Below are 15,265 nucleotides of genomic sequence, written 5' to 3' on the forward strand. Positions count from 1 at the left end.
GCTCAGTCGTGCGCTTGGCGCAGAAATTCAGCAAACCCGGCATCGGTGTAGGCGACAGGCGGCAGGTCGTCGGCTAGCAGCGCGGCGTCGATGTCCGCGGCGAGCCGGGTCTGTTCGCTGTCGTTTTGTTGCTGGATCAGCACCAGCCCCGCCACCAATGCCAGCACCGGCGCCAACGATGCCACGCGCCACCACCAGCCGGTCTCGCCGCCCGCGCCTCCGAGCGTCAACGTGCCGCCGGCAGAGCCCGTGACCGACGCCGCTGAGCGGAGCGCAACCTGGCGGGCGCGCTCCCGCGCACGTTCGCGCGCAAAACGCAGGCGCTCGATCACGTCGTGCGGCAGGGAGTGCGTTTGCTCCGTCAGGCGTGCCGCCACGCGCAGCGCGTAGCGGGTCTCGATGGCTTGGACATCGAGCCGACCCTCGGTGGCGGTGAAGTTCGTCGAGTTGTTCATGCTTGCACTCCCTTTGCCTTCAAGGCCTGCGCCAGACTGTGAACCGCCCGCGAGCAGTGGGTCTTGACGCTGCCTTCCGAGCAACCCATGCACAAGGCGGTCTCGGCGACATCGAGTTCCTCCCAGTAACGCAGGATGAAGGCCTCCCGTTGACGCCCTGGCAACCGCGCGACCTCGGCTTCGATGGCTTGCAAGGTCTGGGCCCGCGAGACGCTGTCGGCGGGGCTTTCCACGCTGAGAGAACCACCTGCCGCCGCCAGGGTTTCTAGCAAATCGAAGTCGCCGTCTTCTCCGGGCGATTCGAAATCGGAGAAATTGCGCATGACTGCCCTGCGCACCTTCTGTCGGCGAAACCAGTCCATGGTCGCATTCGAAAGAATGCGCTGGAACAGCAGCGTGAGTTCGGCGGGCGGGCGGTCGGCGTATTTCTCGGCGAGCCGGATCATCGAATCCTGCACGATGTCGAGGGCTGCGTCGTCGTCGCGGACCGCATAGACGGCGCGTTTGAAGGCGCGTCGTTCGACGCTCTTTAGGAAATCGCTGAGTTCTTTGTCGGATGCCAAGGGGCTCGGCCACCGGGGCCATGGCATTGAGAGGCGCGCGATTATGTCATTGCACTTCCGTGCGGCATCGACGCTCAAAAGCGGTGCGCGGCCGATGCCATAATGTTGCCCCGCACAACGCTCTTTTGGTCTTCAAACGCTGCCCGACCCGGGCAGCGTTTGCACAGACCGCGCAGGCTCCACATCCACCTCAGAAGGGTGCGAAGAGGGGCGCCGAAGGTGTTTCGTCAGAGAAATTCCAAGAGGTTCACACATGGACATGTCTGCCGCGGAAATCAAGCGGGCCCAGATCGCTGATGGCCGGGCTCCGCCGCACTCCACCACATCCTCTGCGGAGCCCAACGGCTCTGAGATTCTGGTCCGCTGCCTGCAAGCCGAAGGGGTCAAATACCTCTGGGGCTACCCCGGTGGCGCCGTGCTGTACATCTACGACGCGCTGTACAAGCAGGACTCGATCAAGCACGTGCTAGTGCGCCACGAGCAGGCCGCCATTCACGCCGCCGACGGTTATGCGCGGGCAACCGGCGACGTCGGCGTCGCGCTTGTGACGTCGGGTCCCGGCGTGACGAATGCCATCACCGGCATCGCCACCGCATACATGGACTCCATCCCGATGGTGATCATCACCGGGCAGGTGCCAACACCGGCCATCGGCCTGGACGCCTTCCAAGAATGCGACACGGTCGGTATCACCCGTCCGATCGTCAAGCACAATTTCCTCGTCAAGGACGTGCGCGACCTCGCGATCACGCTCAAGAAAGCCTTTCACATCGCCCGTACCGGCCGTCCGGGCCCGGTGGTGGTCGACGTGCCCAAGGACGTGTCGCTCAAGACGGCGCCTTTCCACTACCCGGCGCAGATCGAGATGCGCTCGTACAACCCCGCGAAGAAGGGCCACAGCGGCCAGATTCGCAAGGCGGTGCAGCTGCTGCTAGCGGCCAAGCGGCCTTACGTCTACACCGGCGGCGGCGTGATCCTGGGCAATGCCTCGGCGGAGCTGCGCCAACTGATCGACTTGCTGGGCTACCCCTGCACCAACACGTTGATGGGCCTGGGCGCCTTCCCTGCCACCGATCCACGCTTTCTCGGCATGCTCGGAATGCATGGCACTTACGAGGCCAACATGACCATGCAGCACTGCGATGTGCTGCTGGCCGTCGGTGCGCGTTTCGACGATCGCGTCATCGGCAACCCCAAGCACTTTGCTTCGGTCGAGCGCAAGATCGTCCACATCGACATCGACCCGTCATCGATCTCCAAGCGCGTCAAGGTCGACATCCCGATCGTCGGCGACGTGAAGGACGTGCTGCAGGAGTTGATCGTGCAGATCAAGGAGGCACAGGTGCGCCCCGACGCGCAGGCGCTGTCGGTTTGGTGGAAGCAGATCGCCGATTGGCGGGGGCGCGAGTGTCTGAAGTACAAGGACTCCCCGGATTTGATCAAGCCGCAATTCGTGATTGAGAAACTCTGGGATCTCACTCGCGATCGCGACACCTACATCACCTCGGATGTCGGCCAGCACCAGATGTGGGCAGCGCAGTACTACCGCTTCGACGAGCCGCGTCGCTGGATCAATTCCGGCGGCCTGGGCACGATGGGTGTCGGGCTGCCATACGCCATGGGCATCAAGTTGGCCAAGCCCGAGTCGGACGTGTTTTGCGTCACCGGCGAAGGTTCGATCCAGATGTGCATCCAGGAGCTTTCGACCTGTCTGCAATACAACACGGCGGTCAAGATCGTGTCGCTCAACAATCGCTATCTCGGCATGGTGCGCCAGTGGCAGCAGCTCGACTACGGCGGTCGCTATTCGCACAGCTACATGGATGCGCTGCCCGACTTCGTCAAGCTGGCCGAGGCCTACGGCCATGTCGGCCTGCTGGTGGAAAAGCCCGCTGACGTAGAGCCGGCGCTCAAGGAGGCGATCAAGCTCAAGGATCGCACCGTGTTCCTCGACATTCGCACCGACCCGACCGAAAACGTCTGGCCGATGGTCAAGGCGGGGCAGGGCATCACCGAGATGCTGTTGGGTTCGGAAGACCTGTAGCGGCCGCCATGTGCGCCGCGCGAGGGCGAGAGGCTTTCCGGCCTTCCGTCAGGAGCGCGTTAAACACGGCGGTTCGGTCGACCGGACGTTCGTTTGTCATCAAACATCGAAGCGCGTGGCCAAGGGCCTGCGGTTACCGCCGCCGGTCTGAAGAGCGCGAAGGACGATTCATCATGAAGCACATCATTGCCTTGTTGCTCGAGAACGAACCGGGTGCGCTGTCGCGCGTCGTGGCGCTTTTTTCCGCGCGCGGCTACAACATCGAGAGTCTGACGGTCGCGCCCACGGAAGACCCTTCGCTCTCGCGCATGACCATCGTGACCTCCGGCTCCGAAGACGTGATCGAGCAGATCACCAAGCACTTGAACCGTTTGATCGAAGTCGTGAAAGTGGTCGACCTCACCGAAGGGCACTACACCGAGCGCGAGCTGATGCTCATCAAGGTTCGAGCGGTCGGCAAGGAGCGCGACGAAATGAAGCGCATGGCCGACATCTTCCGGGGGCGCATCGTCGATGTGACGGAAAAGACTTACACCGTCGAGTTGACTGGCGACGCCAGCAAGCTCGATGCTTTCATCGACGCAGTGGACCGCACCGCCATTTTGGAGACGGTGCGCACCGGTACCAGCGGCATTGGCCGTGGCGAGCGCATCCTGCGCGTGTAACCCGCATTTTTTGATTTTGAATTTCGACAGGAGAACCTTATGAAGGTCTATTACGACAAGGACGCCGACCTGAGCCTGATCAAGGGCAAGAGCGTGGCAATCATCGGCTACGGCTCGCAGGGTCATGCGCATGCGCAAAACCTCAACGACAGTGGCGTCAAGGTCACGGTCGGCCTGCGCCGCGGCGGCGCCAGTTGGAACAAGGTCGAGAAGGCCGGGCTCAAGGTGGCCGAGGTGGCCGAAGCCGTCAAGAGCGCTGATGTCGTGATGATCTTGTTGCCCGACGAGCAGATCGCCGCGGTTTACGCGAACGATGTCGAGCCCAACATCAAACAGGGCGCCTCGCTCGCTTTTGCGCACGGCTTCAACGTGCATTACGGGCAAGTCGTGCCGCGCGCCGATCTCGACGTGTGGATGGTCGCGCCCAAGGCGCCGGGCCACACGGTGCGCAACACCTATACGCAAGGCGGCGGTGTGCCCCACCTGATTGCGGTGCATGCCGACAAGAGCGGCCGCGCGCGCGACCTGGCGCTGAGTTACGCCGCGGCCAACGGCGGCGGCAAGGCCGGCATCATCGAGACCAATTTCCGCGAGGAAACCGAAACCGACTTGTTCGGCGAGCAGGCCGTGCTATGCGGCGGCACGGTCGAGCTGATCAAGGCCGGATTCGAGACCCTGGTCGAAGCCGGGTACGCGCCGGAGATGGCTTACTTCGAGTGCCTGCACGAGCTGAAGCTCATCGTCGACCTGATCTACGAGGGCGGCATCGCCAACATGAACTACTCGATCTCGAACAACGCCGAATACGGCGAGTACGTGACGGGGCCGAAGATCGTGACCGATGAAACGCGGGCCGCCATGCGCAAGGCGCTCAGGGACATCCAGACCGGCGAATACGCCAAGAATTTCATCCTCGAAAACCGTGCCGGCGCACCGACCCTGCAGTCGCGCCGTCGGCTCACCGCCGAGCACGACATCGAGGTGGTGGGCGAAAAGCTGCGCGCCATGATGCCGTGGATCAAGGCAAATAAGTTGGTGGACAAGAGTCGCAACTAGAGCCGCCTTCGCGAGCACCGCGGCGGCGATGCGCGGCCGGCTCGACCGGCAGGCATGCCGGTCCCGCCAGAGACCCGGGTTGGGTGTTTTTCCATGCTGCTTCAGGCCGCGAAACTGCAAGGTTCGCGGCCTTCTCGCTTAAGGCGCTGCGGTATCCTTCTCTCCATGAACTACCCGCATCCGCTCTTGGCCAAAGAAGGCTGGTTCCACATCGCGGTCGCCTTCTTCGTTGCGGTGTTCGCGTCGTTCTTCATGGGCGGGCTTATTGCACTGCTGTTCTGGCTCGTGCTGGTTTTCGTGGTGCAGTTCTTTCGTGATCCGCCGCGACCGATCCCGACTGAGCCGAATGTGATCTTGTCGCCGGCCGATGGTCGGATCGTCAAGATTGACAAGGTGCGCGATCCTTATGCGGACCGCGACGCGCTGCTCATCAGCGTGTTCATGAACGTATTCAACGTGCACAGCAACCGCTCCAGCGTCGATGGCACCGTCACCAAGGTCCAATATTTCCCGGGGCAGTTCATCAACGCCGATATTGACAAGGCGTCCACCGAGAACGAGCGCAACGCGGTGGTGATCGATGCCTGGGGGCAGACCGTCACGCTTGTGCAGGTGGCCGGCTTGATCGCACGGCGCATTCTTTGCTACGTGCAGGTGGGCGATACGCTGGCGCGCGGCCAGCGCTACGGGTTCATTCGGTTCGGCTCTCGGGTGGATGTCTATTTGCCGGTCGACGCCATTGCGCGCGTCGCCCCCGGCGACAAAGTCTCGGCCACGTCGACGATCCTGGCAACGCTGGCGCGGTGAGCGCGAACATGCACGACGGCAGCCACGACGAACTCGATCTCGATGAGAGGGACGAGGAGAGCGATGAGCCGCCGCGTCGGCCGCGTCGCAAGGGGATCTACATCCTGCCCAACCTGTTCACGCTCGCTGGCCTGTTCGGCGGTTTTTACGCGATCGTGATGGCCATGAACGGTCGCTACGACCAGGCGGCGATCGGCGTCTTCTGCGCCATGGTGCTCGACAGCCTCGATGGCCGCGTCGCCCGCATGACCAACACGCAAAGCGCGTTCGGCGAGCAGATGGACAGTTTGTCGGACATGGTGAGCTTTGGTGCCGCGCCGGCGTTGATCGTCTATGAATGGGCACTGCGCGGGTTGGGCAAGCTCGGCTGGATCGCTGCGTTCGTCTATTGCTCGGGCGCGGCGTTGCGGCTGGCACGCTTCAACACCAACATCGGCGTGGTCGACAAGCGTTTCTTTCAGGGGCTGCCCAGCCCAGCGGCGGCGGCGCTGGTCACCGGCTTCATTTGGCTGATGGACGACTCGGGGTTCAAGGAGGCCGGCGCCATCGAGTGGTTGTCGTGGACGGCGTTTGGCTTCACGCTGTATGCGGGCCTCACGATGGTGACCAATGTGCCCTTCTATAGCTTCAAGGACGTGAGCTTTAAACGCACCGTGCCGTTCATCGTGATCGTGGCGATCGCGCTGTTCATTGCGGTGGTCAACTTGCATCCACCGCTTGTTTTGTTCAGCCTTTTCGTCTGTTATGGCCTGTCGGGTTACGTGGTCTACGCGTGGAGAAAGACCAAAGGCAAGCCGGTCACTGTGTTCTCAACGTCGACGCACGAGCCCGACGAAGAAGGTCTGCACCGCTGAGCGTTTGCGCGGCCGCGTTAATTGATTGCCAGCCGCGTGCTATATTCATTTCCATGATGTTTCGCCCCGCCGCACAGCTACTACTGCCAGGAGTGCTGCGCGCGCGCTGACTGCACACGTCACCTAGATTTGCACTCACGGCCCGCGCGCATCCTTCACGCGGGCCGTTTTGTTTTTGTCTCTCGAAGGAGAAATTCATGGCCGACAAGCTCATCATCTTCGACACCACGTTGCGTGACGGCGAGCAGTCGCCGGGCGCATCGATGACCAAGGACGAGAAGCTGCGCATCGCCAGGCAGCTCGAGCGGCTTCGGGTCGACGTGATCGAGGCGGGTTTCGCCGCCTCCAGCAATGGCGACTTCGCGGCGGTGAAGGCCATAGCCGATGCGATCAAGGAGTCGACCATCTGCTCGCTGGCGCGTGCCAACGACCGAGACATCGCCCGCGCAGCCGAGGCGCTCGCGGGAGCCTCCCGCGCGCGTATCCACACCTTCATCGCGACCAGCGAATTGCACATGGACAAAAAGCTGCGCATGACGCGCGAGCAGGTGCTGGAGCAGGCGCGCCTGTCGATCCGTTTTGCGCGCAACCTCTGCGACGACATCGAGTTTTCACCTGAGGACGGCTATCGCTCGGACCCCGACTTTCTGTGTCGCGTGCTCGAGGCGGTGATCAAGGAGGGCGCCACCACGCTCAACATTCCCGACACCGTCGGCTATGCCATTCCCGAGCTGTACGGCAACTTCATCAAGTTGCTGCGCGAGCGCGTGCCGAATTCCGACAAGGCGATTTGGTCGGTGCATTGCCACAACGATCTCGGCATGGCGGTGGCGAACTCGCTGGCCGGCGTGAAGATTGGCGGTGCCCGCCAGGTCGAATGCACGATCAACGGTCTGGGCGAGCGCGCCGGCAATTGTTCGCTCGAGGAGGTGGTGATGGCCGTGCGCACCCGACGCGACTATTTCGACCTTGACGTTGGCATTGACACGACCCAGATCGTGCCGGCTTCGCGCCTGGTTTCGCAGACCACCGGTTTTATTGTCCAGCCGAACAAGGCCGTGGTCGGTGCCAACGCCTTTGCGCATGCCTCGGGCATCCACCAGGACGGAGTGCTCAAGGCGCGCGACACCTACGAGATCATGCGCGCCGAAGACGTGGGCTGGAGTGCCAACAAGATAGTCCTGGGCAAACTCTCCGGCCGCAACGCCTTCAAGCAGCGTCTGCATGAACTCGGGATCGCGCTTGAATCCGAGGCGGACGTCAATGCGGCCTTTGCACGCTTCAAGGACTTGGCCGACCGCAAGAGCGACATTTTCGATGAGGACATCATCGCCCTGGTCGGCGATGAGAGCGTCACGCACGAGCATGAGACCTACCGGCTGTTGTCGCTCGAGCAGCAGTCGGGCACCGGCGAGCGCCCGCACGCCAAGGTGACATTCGCTGTCGGTGACGTCGAATACCACACCGAGAGCGATGGCAACGGCCCGGTCGACGCCAGCCTCAAAGCGATCGAGTCGCAGGTCAAGAGCGGTGCGGAACTGCTGCTGTATTCCGTCAATGCGATCACGTCCGGCAGCACGGAATCGCAGGGCGAGGTGACCGTGCGGTTGCAGCATGGGGGCCGCGTCGTCAATGGCGTTGGTGCTGACCCTGATATTGTCGTGGCATCGGCCAAGGCCTATCTGTCCGGACTGAACAAATTGCACAACAAGACGGAACGCGTCGCAGCTCAGGGTTGATCGCCGCAATACTTCACGCGCTACGGAGAAAGAGCCCGCAAGTTTTTGATCTTGCGCGGTTTTTTTCGATACCCTAGACTCCGCGACAGATGTCTGCGAGGGGTGCCAGTGTTGAATTCGTTGGATCGTGTCAAGTGGCGCGCGATGGCAGGGCTCAGTCTCGTCGCCGTGCTGGGTTTGTCCCTGAGTGCGCCGGCCGACGCGGCCAAGCGCCGCGAGTCGGGCAGCACCCACGCCAGCGTCGCCGGTGCCAAGAGCAAGCTTAAAAACGAGGTCATTCGCACCACCAAACGCCAACCCACGCACGCTGTGATCGTGCGGCCATCGTTCGGCGAGCTGAGCGGCTTGCGCGCCACCGACGACGCCTTGGCGCTGCGCTCCAGTGTCGCGCTGGTGATAGATCAGGAAACACAGGAAGTCCTGTTCGACAAAAATGCCAACGTCGTTTTGCCGATTGCGTCGCTCACGAAGCTGATGACTTCGGTTGTCGTCGTGGAGGCTGACCAGTCACTCGACGAGATATTGACGATCTCTCAAGAGGATATTGATACCGAAAAAGGCAGCGGCTCGCGGCTCGCCGTCGGTACCCAGCTCACGCGTGGCGAGATGCTGCACCTGGCGCTGATGTCGTCCGAAAATCGTGCCGCTCACGCGCTGGGCCGGCACTATCCGGGCGGGCTGGTCGCTTTCGTATCGGCGATGAACGCCAGAGCCGGCCTGCTGGGCATGTCGGACACACGCTATGTCGATCCGACCGGCCTGTCGAGCCGCAACCAGTCGAGCGCCCGTGATCTGGCCGGCTTGGTCAGCGCCGCCTACCGTCACCCTTTGATTCGGCAGCTGTCAACGTCCCAGGAATACAGCGTTGCCGTTGGGCAGCGGACCTTGCAATACCGCAATACCAATGGCTTGGTACGCAACCCGGCGTGGGATATCGGGTTGCAAAAGACCGGCTACATCGCTGAAGCCGGACGCTGCCTCGTCATGCAAGCCCAGCTTGCCGGTCGCAAGCTGATCATGGTGTTTCTGGACTCTGCCGGAAAGTATTCGCGCATCGGCGATGCCGAGCGGGTGCGCCGCTGGATCGAAGCCGGCCCGGCGATTGTCGAGTCCGGTGATCTGCGGATTCCCGTCGGCGCGGTGCCGAAGATCACCTCCTGAAACTGCCGACAGCGGTCACCAGGTTCTTCAAGGGAAAAGCCCGGCTTGGCCGGGCTTTTTATTGGAAATCAGGCACGACAGGCTTGATGACCGAGCGCTGAGGAGATTTGCGTGGCGGTTGCCTGCAAGCGCTCCATCCAGCTTTCCTCCAGTCGATCGGCGGGCGCCGAGATCGACAGGCCAGCCACCAGCTTTCCCTGGTCGTCAAAGATGCCGGCTGCCATGCAGCGCACACCGAGCTCGAGCTCTTCGTTGTCGTGCGCGGCGCCGCACTGCAGCACCTTCGACAGCTCGCGCTCGAGCACTGGTAGCTCGGTGATGCTGTTGCGGGTATGCCCCGCTAGCCCGGTGCGCGTGGCATACGCGCGTACGCGCTGCGCGTCGTCGTGCGCCAGGAACAGCTTGCCCACCGACGTCAAGTGCAGCGGCGCACGACCACCGACGGCGCGCACGACTTGCATGCCCGAGCGTTCGCTGTAAGTGCGCTCGATGTAGACGATCTCGTCGCCTTGGCGCATCGACAGATTGACCGGCTGGTGCGTGAGCTTGTGCAGCTCGCGCATGGGACCGAGCGCTGCATCGCGCACGTCCAGCCGCACCTTGACCAGGTTGCCCAATTCCAGCAAACGCATGCCAAGGCGGTAGCTACCGGCTTCGGGGCGCTCAACGTAGCGGCCGATGGCCAAGTCGTTAAGGATGCGGTGGGCGGTTGATGGATGCAGGCCGGTCAGCTCGCTGATGTGTTTTAGCGAAACCGGATCCGAGTGGGCAGCGAGAACGTCGAGGAGCGAGAACATGCGCTCCATCACCTGGATGGTCGGGGTTTGGACCTCGGTGCGTTTCATCGGATGGATTGTCGCTTAGCGAGGTGCCTTGCTCGTACAAGCCAAGGCTGTCATCAGCGGATGAGATCGCAGTCATTAAGGCGTCGGCGGTGCGCTGGATGGCTTGCTCAGTCGTCGTCTGCGGCGGCGATCTCGGATCGGTCATCGCGCTGCGCCCTGGGCGCCGCACTGCTGGCTGCCCGCTGAACGCGCCATTGCTTCTTGCGCTGCGTCCACTCGGCCAGTCGGGCATGCGCCGTCTTCGACGCTTCGATCATCTGCGTCTCGCTGGCCAGTTGAGCGCACAGCTCGAGTCGAATGCCGTTGGGATCGAAGAAGTAGATGCTCTTGAAGATATCGTGGTCTATCACGCCCAATACCTCCACGCCGGCGGCTTGCAGCCGTGCTTTTGTTTGCTCGAGTTCCACCTCACTGTCGACACGAAGCGCCAGATGATTGACCCAAGCCGGCGTGTTGGGCGAAGGCGCGCTCGCGAGATCGTCGCCAAGATCGAAAAACGCCACGCAGGAACCATCGGTCATGCGAAAGAACAGGTGCGTGTACGGGCAATATTCACCAGTGCTCGGCACGTGGTCGCTCTGGATGATGTGAAACAAGGGCAGGCCAAGCAGACCTTCGTAAAACTGCCGAGTTTCTTCGGCGTCGCGACAGCGATAAGCAAAGTGATGTAAGCCGCGTACCGGTGCAGCTTCACGTGCGACCCGCGCACCGCGCATCGCTTGGGGCGGCGCATTTTCCATTCGTTAGCTCCTTGAGTGGTGCAACGGCTTGGTCAGCGCCCAAGGTGGACCAGTTTAGCGAGGCGACATTGACCTTTGAGCAAGAACCGTCGTCTCTTGCGGTGGCGACTTTACCTAGGGTAAACACTGACAATGCTGCAGTTAAGGCCCGTCTATTGGATGTGCTCAAACCATTCGATTACAGATTCCCGTGCGTTGAAGCGCTGCGTCGGTGCCGCAACCCCTTTTGTCCATGACCAGGAGATCGAAATGCAGCTCAAAGGTTCCAAGACCGAGCAGAAGCTGAAGGACGCTTTTGCGGGTAAGTCCCAGGCCAATCGCCGTGGCCGGCGTCAACTATCGCATTGACTCATCGGAACTGTTACCCGAGCTGACCTGTTGCCTCACGTAGTTTGCTACCCGTCGGATTGTCCGGCGGGAGCGGCACAACGTGACGAGGCAAATCAGCATGACGACACGCAAGGAGTTGGTCGCGGCGCTGCGGCAGCGGTATCGCAGCGCGGCGTTCGGTGACCGGATCAAGATCCTCGATGAATTCGTGGCCGTGACCGGCTATCACCGCAAGCACGCGATCCGGGTGCTGCGCGAGGAGGTCGCCACTGCGAAGGCGGCGCGCACCCGCAACAGTCTCTACGACGAGGCGGTGCGCCAGGCGCTGACCGTGTTGTGGGAAGCGGCCGATCGGGTTTGCGGCAAGCGCCTGAAGGCGTTGATCCCGATGTTGGTCGATGCCATGGAACGGCACGGGCATCTCGATCTGGACCCGGTCATCAAGACCAAGGTCTTGCAGGTCAGCGCGGCGACCATCGACCGCGTACTGGCTACTGCGCGTTTGCACATCGACGGGCAGCGCAAACGCCGCAAGGGCGTGGGCGCGGCGATCCGACGCAGCATCCCGGTGCGAACCTTCGCCGACTGGCGCGATCCGCCGCCGGGCTTCTTCGAGATCGACATGGTCGAACACTGCGGCGGCGTGAAGACCGACGGTGACTTCGTCCACGCCCTCACGATGACCGACATTGCCAGCGGCTGGACTGAATGCGTGGCCATGCGTGTGCGCGAGCAGATGCTGATTGTCGAAGCATTCGACAAGGTAGTGACCTTCTTGCCGTTCGCCATGCTCGGAGTCGACTCGGACAACGACAGCGCCTTCATGAGCCAGACCGGGATCGCGCGGTATATCGATTTCTACAACACCGCGCGACCGCATTCCTCGCTCGACAAGCAGACCCCGGACGAGTTCTACTTCGCGACGCTGCCGGCGATCAAACAGGCAGCATGAGCGGTGAACACGAGTTGCCCACCGCGTCGGTCGTGCGTTCGTCGCAAGCGACGCCCGCCCGCCGCCGTGGACAACTCTGCACCGATGTCAGACCCGCAGGCTCCATTTATCGAAGTCAGTTCGGTGTTCAGACAACCGGAGCCACCTCTCTCGCTGCCATCTCCGCGTCTCCTGCAACACGGGCAAAACCACCCACTGACATGCTGTTCCTGCTCTCGCCCGCCAAGACCCTGGATTACGAAACGCCAGCGCCGGACGTGGCCGCCACCCGTCCGCACTTCGTCGCAGAGGCGACGACGCTGATCGTCGTATTGCGCCGCTACGGCCGCGACGACATCGCCGCGCTGATGAACCTGAGCGACACGCTCGCCTCGCTCAACGTCGAGCGCTACGCCGCCTGGCGACCGCGCTTCACGGCCCGCAACAGCAAACCCGCGCTGTTCGCCTTCAACGGCGATGTCTACGAAGGACTCGACGCCAACAGCCTTGATGCAGACGCGCTCGAATGGGCACAGCAACACGTCGTCATCCTGAGCGGCCTGTACGGTGCGCTTCGACCGCTCGACCGGCTGCAAGCCTATCGCCTGGAAATGGGCACCCGCTTGCCCACCGCCCGTGGCCGGGATCTTTACGCGTTCTGGGGGCAAACGCTCAGCGGCTACCTTCGCTCGCGCCTGGGTGCCGATGCGGCGCCGGTGGTCGTCAACCTGGCTTCGCAGGAGTACTTCCGCGCCGTCGACCGCAAGCACCTGGGCATGCGCGTGGTCGAGTGTGTGTTCGAAGACTGGAACCGCGGGCGCTTCCGAATCATCAGCTTCCACGCCAAGCGGGCGCGCGGCCTCATGGTGCGCTACGCAGTGCAGCAGCGCGCGCTCAGCCCGAAGGCGCTGCAAGACTTTGCGGTGGAGGGTTATGCTTTTGACGGCGCTGCCAGCGAACCCGACCGCCTGGTGTTTCGGCGACGCGCCCCAGTGAGTCCTCCATGAGCAACCAGCAAATCACCCCGGCCTTGCGTGACTGGATCGTCGAGCAGGCGCGCGCTGGGCACCGCCCCGAAGCCGTGCTCGAAGCGATGAAGTCCAGCGGCTGGCGCGAAGACATCGCGCTCGAAGCCCTTGAAACCGTGCTCAGCGGCATGGTCGAGGAGCACGCGCAGGGGCCAGGCTTGTCCCCGCCCAACCGCGTGCCCGAGCTTTTGTTGGCTGGCTCCTCGCCGCGGGTGTGGGCGCATGACCGCGAGGTGAGCATCCTCATGTCGATGCGCGAGCCGCGCGTGGTGGTGTTCGGCAACCTCCTCGCGGACGAGGAGTGCGATGAGATGGTCGAACTGGCGGATCAGCGCCTGGCGCGGTCGCACACGGTGGATACGAGCACCGGCGACAGCGAAGTCAACGCGGCGCGCACCAGCGACGGCATGTTCTTCTCGCGCGGCGAGCATCTCGTTTGCGAACGACTCGAGGCCCGTCTCGCGGCATTGGTGCAGTGGCCCCTCGAGAACGGCGAAGGCTTGCAGGTTCTGCGCTACCGGCCCGGCGCCGAGTACAAGCCGCATTACGATTACTTCGACCCGGTCCAGCCGGGCACGCCGTCGATCCTCAAACGCGGTGGCCAACGGGTGGCAACCATCGTGACTTACCTGAACACACCGACGCGCGGTGGCGCCACGACGTTCCCGGATGTTGGCCTCGAGATCGCGCCGCTCAAGGGCCACGCGGTGTTCTTCAGCTATGACCGGCCGCACCCGACCACGCGCACCCTGCATGGCGGTGCACCGGTGCTCGAAGGCGAGAAATGGGTCGCAACCAAGTGGCTGCGCGTGGGTCGATTTGATTGAAACCAGGTTGAACCGTGCGGCGCACTTTGAACGCGTTGACGGTCCGCTGACGGCTCCGTGCGACGTCAACTCCGGCATCGACCTCGACGTTGTACCGGCGAGCCTGTTGCTCACCAACCCTCAATCAGGAGTTCCGAATGAAGAAACTGATCGCTGCACTCGTCGCTTCCACGTTCGTGCTGGCCGTTCAAGCCCAGACCGCAGCGCCCGCCGTGCCCGCCACACCGGCAATGCCGGCAAAATCGCAGGCCATGCCGGCGACCAAATCCGTCGCAACGGTGCCGGTGAAGGTCGAGGCTCCGGCTGCGGCGAATGTGGACGTTGCCGCGACGGCGAAGGTCGAGAAGAAGCCGATGCATAAGAGGACCGCCAAGGCGAAGGCCAAGAAGGCTGCAGCCAAGCCCGCTGCCTGATCGCACCGAGCGCAATGACGACCCGGCTTCGGCCGGGTCGTTTCATTTGGGTGTGGCTTGCGCAGCACCGTCCGGCGTCTCGAACACCATTTGACCTCTCGCGAAGGATCGCCCGACTACGGTGAAAACGACCCGGGTCTTGTGTCGGCGTGTGTGTCGATGCGCGCGAAGGGTCGTGAATGCTCGATGCGCTGCCAACGTCGCTCGTCCCAGCTTTGAGGGCCCTCGATCAGCCAGTGGTCGAGCCAAGGCGTGAACTCTGCATGCGCAATGCGCCGATAGCAAGGCGCGCGCCGAGCCAAACCAAATCCGCGTCGAGCAAGGTAGTGCGCCGGCAGCTGTGCCGTCAGCAGGTCGCTCCAGTAGACGCAAGCCTTGGCGGCCCAAAATGCCTGGCGCTCGAAATGCACCCGGCCGGCCAGGCCGGTTTCGGCGGGAAACACGATGAATTCGTCGGTCAGTTCGACGAGCGCAAACACCAGGTCACCTGCGCTGGCGTTTTCGCTCGATTGCACGAAGACGATGCGCAGGATGTCCTGTGCATGGATGCGGTCCACCTCAGCGTCGTTGCGCAACACCACGATGTCGCCGCCCGACCAGGCGGTGTTCCATCGGGTGTGGAGGTCGAAGCGATCGAGAGAAGCGTTCATGGCCCGACTCTAGAAGCGGCTTGAACGCTTCAGTGTGACGAGGCGCGTCCAAATGCAATCGAGCCCCATTGGGGCTCGATCTGCTCGCCGGGGTCGATCAGCGGCTGCGCCCGCCGCCGCGGTTGCCGCCGCCGAACCCGCCGCCTGATCCACCGCC

At 62.9% G+C, this 15,265-nt stretch carries 15 protein-coding genes and 2 pseudogenes; 12 read left to right on the forward strand and 5 right to left on the reverse strand.

Annotation, left to right across the window (positions count from 1 at the left end):
• Positions 1 to 2: 2 nt before the first annotated feature.
• Positions 3 to 455: a DUF3619 family protein gene (locus RMO12_RS12215; protein ID WP_309639506.1), complete on the reverse strand. Its 453-nt coding sequence runs from the start codon at positions 453 to 455 to the stop codon at positions 3 to 5.
• On the reverse strand, positions 452 to 1,018 hold the full coding sequence (locus tag RMO12_RS12220; RefSeq protein WP_309626733.1) for an RNA polymerase sigma factor: 567 nt from the start codon (positions 1,016 to 1,018) through the stop codon (positions 452 to 454). The genes RMO12_RS12215 and RMO12_RS12220 overlap by 4 nt, the downstream gene beginning before the upstream one ends.
• 253 nt (positions 1,019 to 1,271) lie before the next feature.
• On the opposite strand from RMO12_RS12220, the gene RMO12_RS12225 reads away from it, so the two are divergent.
• The 7 genes from RMO12_RS12225 (at position 1,272) to pbpG (ending at position 9,344) form a co-directional block, all read left to right on the forward strand.
• A complete protein-coding gene (locus tag RMO12_RS12225) occupies positions 1,272 to 3,062 on the forward strand; it encodes an acetolactate synthase 3 catalytic subunit (protein ID WP_309639507.1) in 1,791 nt (596 codons plus the stop codon).
• Between the two features lie 173 nt (positions 3,063 to 3,235).
• Entirely contained in the window at positions 3,236 to 3,727 is a 492-nt protein-coding gene (gene ilvN, locus RMO12_RS12230; RefSeq protein ID WP_309639508.1) for an acetolactate synthase small subunit, read from the forward strand.
• 39 nt (positions 3,728 to 3,766) lie between these two features.
• The gene (gene ilvC / locus RMO12_RS12235) at positions 3,767 to 4,783 is read left to right on the forward strand and encodes a ketol-acid reductoisomerase (RefSeq protein WP_309639509.1); all 1,017 of its coding nucleotides are present in this window, start codon (positions 3,767 to 3,769) and stop codon (positions 4,781 to 4,783) included.
• Positions 4,784 to 4,948: 165 nt separating this feature from the next.
• Positions 4,949 to 5,590 (forward strand): phosphatidylserine decarboxylase, encoded by a 642-nt coding sequence (locus tag RMO12_RS12240; protein ID WP_309625629.1) that lies wholly within the window; start codon positions 4,949 to 4,951, stop codon positions 5,588 to 5,590.
• Positions 5,591 to 5,598: 8 nt separating this feature from the next.
• Positions 5,599 to 6,444 carry a CDP-diacylglycerol--serine O-phosphatidyltransferase gene (gene pssA, locus RMO12_RS12245; protein WP_309625630.1) on the forward strand — a complete coding sequence of 282 codons (846 nt, stop codon included), beginning with the start codon at positions 5,599 to 5,601 and terminating at the stop codon, positions 6,442 to 6,444.
• Positions 6,445 to 6,641: 197 nt separating this feature from the next.
• On the forward strand, positions 6,642 to 8,183 hold the full coding sequence (locus RMO12_RS12250; RefSeq protein WP_309625626.1) for a 2-isopropylmalate synthase: 1,542 nt from the start codon (positions 6,642 to 6,644) through the stop codon (positions 8,181 to 8,183).
• 144 nt (positions 8,184 to 8,327) lie between these two features.
• Complete coding sequence (pbpG, locus tag RMO12_RS12255; protein WP_309625631.1) at positions 8,328 to 9,344, forward strand: D-alanyl-D-alanine endopeptidase; 1,017 nt, start codon at positions 8,328 to 8,330, stop codon at positions 9,342 to 9,344.
• 68 nt (positions 9,345 to 9,412) lie between these two features.
• Here the strand turns inward: pbpG and RMO12_RS12260 are convergent, their stop codons facing one another.
• Together RMO12_RS12260 and RMO12_RS12265 are read right to left on the reverse strand one after the other, a co-directional pair.
• Positions 9,413 to 10,189 carry an IclR family transcriptional regulator gene (locus RMO12_RS12260; RefSeq protein WP_309639510.1) on the reverse strand — a complete coding sequence of 259 codons (777 nt, stop codon included), beginning with the start codon at positions 10,187 to 10,189 and terminating at the stop codon, positions 9,413 to 9,415.
• Between the two features lie 107 nt (positions 10,190 to 10,296).
• A complete protein-coding gene (locus RMO12_RS12265; protein WP_309639511.1) occupies positions 10,297 to 10,929 on the reverse strand; it encodes a VOC family protein in 633 nt (210 codons plus the stop codon).
• Between the two features lie 249 nt (positions 10,930 to 11,178).
• Here RMO12_RS12265 and RMO12_RS12270 point away from each other — a divergent pair.
• From RMO12_RS12270 to RMO12_RS12290, 5 genes and pseudogenes are all read left to right on the forward strand, one after another.
• Positions 11,179 to 11,253, forward strand: a pseudogene (locus tag RMO12_RS12270) (rubrerythrin); the annotation flags it as partial.
• Positions 11,254 to 12,097: 844 nt separating this feature from the next.
• Positions 12,098 to 12,211: pseudogene (locus RMO12_RS12275) on the forward strand (integrase core domain-containing protein); the annotation flags it as partial.
• Between the two features lie 200 nt (positions 12,212 to 12,411).
• Complete coding sequence (yaaA, locus tag RMO12_RS12280) at positions 12,412 to 13,197, forward strand: peroxide stress protein YaaA (RefSeq protein ID WP_309639512.1); 786 nt, start codon at positions 12,412 to 12,414, stop codon at positions 13,195 to 13,197.
• Positions 13,194 to 14,045: a 2OG-Fe(II) oxygenase gene (locus tag RMO12_RS12285; protein ID WP_309625280.1), complete on the forward strand. Its 852-nt coding sequence runs from the start codon at positions 13,194 to 13,196 to the stop codon at positions 14,043 to 14,045. Before yaaA ends, RMO12_RS12285 begins: the two co-directional genes overlap by 4 nt.
• Before the next feature lie 137 nt (positions 14,046 to 14,182).
• Positions 14,183 to 14,458, forward strand: a complete 276-nt coding sequence (locus RMO12_RS12290) for a cell envelope biogenesis protein TolA (RefSeq protein WP_309639513.1) — start codon at positions 14,183 to 14,185, stop codon at positions 14,456 to 14,458.
• Between the two features lie 116 nt (positions 14,459 to 14,574).
• On the opposite strand, the gene RMO12_RS12295 is transcribed toward RMO12_RS12290, so the two are convergent.
• Entirely contained in the window at positions 14,575 to 15,108 is a 534-nt protein-coding gene (locus tag RMO12_RS12295) for a hypothetical protein (RefSeq protein ID WP_309625278.1), read from the reverse strand.
• Positions 15,109 to 15,265: the final 157 nt, after the last annotated feature.

Origin of the sequence: Methylibium sp., assembly GCF_031393925.1 — a bacterium.
Classification (GTDB): Bacteria; Pseudomonadota; Gammaproteobacteria; order Burkholderiales; family Burkholderiaceae_C; genus Methylibium.

Excerpts from the sequence above, each read along its gene's own strand:
- RMO12_RS12250 (WP_309625626.1), top strand. The coding sequence starts at position 6,642 with ATGGCCGACAAGCTCATCATCTTCGACACCACGTTGCGTGACGGCGAG.
- RMO12_RS12260 (WP_309639510.1), bottom strand. The coding sequence starts at position 10,189 with ATGAAACGCACCGAGGTCCAAACCCCGACCATCCAGGTGATGGAGCGC.
- RMO12_RS12215 (WP_309639506.1), bottom strand. The coding sequence starts at position 455 with ATGAACAACTCGACGAACTTCACCGCCACCGAGGGTCGGCTCGATGTC.
- ilvN (WP_309639508.1), top strand. The coding sequence starts at position 3,236 with ATGAAGCACATCATTGCCTTGTTGCTCGAGAACGAACCGGGTGCGCTG.
- ilvC (WP_309639509.1), top strand. The coding sequence starts at position 3,767 with ATGAAGGTCTATTACGACAAGGACGCCGACCTGAGCCTGATCAAGGGC.
- RMO12_RS12240 (WP_309625629.1), top strand. The coding sequence starts at position 4,949 with ATGAACTACCCGCATCCGCTCTTGGCCAAAGAAGGCTGGTTCCACATC.
- RMO12_RS12285 (WP_309625280.1), top strand. The coding sequence starts at position 13,194 with ATGAGCAACCAGCAAATCACCCCGGCCTTGCGTGACTGGATCGTCGAG.
- RMO12_RS12290 (WP_309639513.1), top strand. The coding sequence starts at position 14,183 with ATGAAGAAACTGATCGCTGCACTCGTCGCTTCCACGTTCGTGCTGGCC.
- RMO12_RS12295 (WP_309625278.1), bottom strand. The coding sequence starts at position 15,108 with ATGAACGCTTCTCTCGATCGCTTCGACCTCCACACCCGATGGAACACC.
- pssA (WP_309625630.1), top strand. The coding sequence starts at position 5,599 with ATGCACGACGGCAGCCACGACGAACTCGATCTCGATGAGAGGGACGAG.
- RMO12_RS12265 (WP_309639511.1), bottom strand. The coding sequence starts at position 10,929 with ATGGAAAATGCGCCGCCCCAAGCGATGCGCGGTGCGCGGGTCGCACGT.
- RMO12_RS12225 (WP_309639507.1), top strand. The coding sequence starts at position 1,272 with ATGGACATGTCTGCCGCGGAAATCAAGCGGGCCCAGATCGCTGATGGC.
- yaaA (WP_309639512.1), top strand. The coding sequence starts at position 12,412 with ATGCTGTTCCTGCTCTCGCCCGCCAAGACCCTGGATTACGAAACGCCA.
- pbpG (WP_309625631.1), top strand. The coding sequence starts at position 8,328 with ATGGCAGGGCTCAGTCTCGTCGCCGTGCTGGGTTTGTCCCTGAGTGCG.